1 pseudogene is annotated in these 1,826 nt (G+C 36.1%); it reads left to right on the top strand.

The window, feature by feature from the left end:
• Positions 1 to 525 precede the first annotated feature (525 nt).
• A pseudogene (locus tag AKK44_RS08385) lies at positions 526 to 1,826 on the top strand (hypothetical protein); the annotation flags it as partial.

Here is a 1,826-nt window from a genome sequence, read left to right as displayed (position 1 = left end):
AGATGACAGAGCTTGAGCGGTTTCCTTTCTACCGAGAGAGACGGGGGGTGCGAGCTGTCACACCCAGTATACAAAACTCCCTCCAAAAATCAAGCCCCCAGTAGGAAAAATATCTCCACAAAAAATCACTTCCTATTATATAAGCCCGGTTTAAAGAGCAATGCATAAAGCTAGCGTATTCTTACCATATTAACAAATGAGAAAACTAAAAAAGTCATACATTTTAAGGAAGAATCGCTTACCCCAATAACACTCAAAAAGCCACTAGGTATGGTCTCTATGAGCCCTAAAAAAGAATGATATAACGTTGAAAAATACAAGGAAATTAGCAAAATTTATACTAGTCATTTGATAGTTAAAAGGGTAAAATAAAAACCAAGTTCTCATCAAGAAAGAGCTTGCAGACTCATCAGATGAGAAAAAAATAATATATTTGGGAAAATGGAGATAGAGATGATGAAAAAATCGAGATTTAAACGCCTATGCACACAAACTCTAGCGACAGCCCTCGTCGCAGGAAGCTTGATGGGAACAGTGAATGTAGGGGTGAGAAGTGTTAGTGCGGAAATACAAGGTATTGAAGTAATCAGGAGTGATTTACAAAAATTAATTGATGAAAGTAAACAAGGGACTTTGATTACTGATGGATATAGTAGAGAAGCTTTAGATCAAGAAAAATTAACAAAGAATTTGCAAAAAGTGAGTTGGGAAACACTTAGTGCGTTACTTATATTTTTATCTGGTGATTCTACACTTAATCCCGAATTATCAAGTGAATTATTTTCAATAAACCTTACAAAATATTTTGGATTAAGTGGAGATGATCTTAAAAAAAATCCCTTAAAGCCTAATCGTCAAGCCTTGTATGATGAAATTGTGAAACGTTTAATAAACGGTGCGTTCAATGAACAAGCTTTAGAAGATGAAAAACAACATGCTATAAAGGAACATCAAAAGTTATTTAACGACTTGGCTAAACTACGACAAGAGAAGCAACAGTTAGAGGAACAACTACGAAGTAAAGACGGTCGAAATATTGAAGCAGAGAAGCTTAGAGAAGAAAATAAACAATTAAGAACCGATAAGGAATTGGCTGATAAGCAAAAGATAAAGGAAACTGAAACTAAACTTGCTGAAAAGGAAATCAAACTCCAAGAACAGAACAATAAAGTTGCTGACCTTCAACAAAAACTTAATGAAGCAAAATCTGAAAGTAAAGATGCTACAGAAAAAGAAAAAGCTCTTCAAGATAAACTTACTAATGCAACAAATCAGTTAAACCAAAAATCACAAGAACTTGAAAAAGCTCAACAAGATTTAGAAAAAGCTAAGCAAGAGCATGGTAGCTCTGATGCAAGTATCGACAGATTGATTGAAGAAGGCAAGCAGTCTATTGTTGAGCTACAATCTAAAGTAGATACTTTAGCAGCGGAAAAAGAGGACCTTGAAAGCTTATTAGCAGGAACTCAATCTCAATTAGCTGAAACTCGAGCACAATTAAATAATGCTAACACTAAATTGTCAGAAACTGAATCAGCACTTAAAGAATCTCAAGACCTTGCAAGCAAACTTGAAGCAGAAAAAGCTGAGCTTGATGCTAGAGTGAAAGGATTGACTGAAGAGTTGGCATCAACTAAGGACATGAGTGCTAAGGATAAGAAAGATCTTCAAGAGAAAATCGATAGCCTAACAGCAGAGATTAACAAGAAAGCTAAGGAAATCGAAGACCTCAAGAAACCAGCACCTGCTCCTGAAAAACCTGAGCAAGCACCAGAAGCTCCTGAAACCAAACCAGACGCTCCTAAAGCACCAGAGGCACCAAAAGC

This window comes from Streptococcus phocae (assembly GCF_001302265.1).
Lineage (GTDB): Bacteria > Bacillota > Bacilli > Lactobacillales > Streptococcaceae > Streptococcus > Streptococcus phocae.
This window is presented reverse-complemented; position numbering and strand designations above follow the sequence as displayed.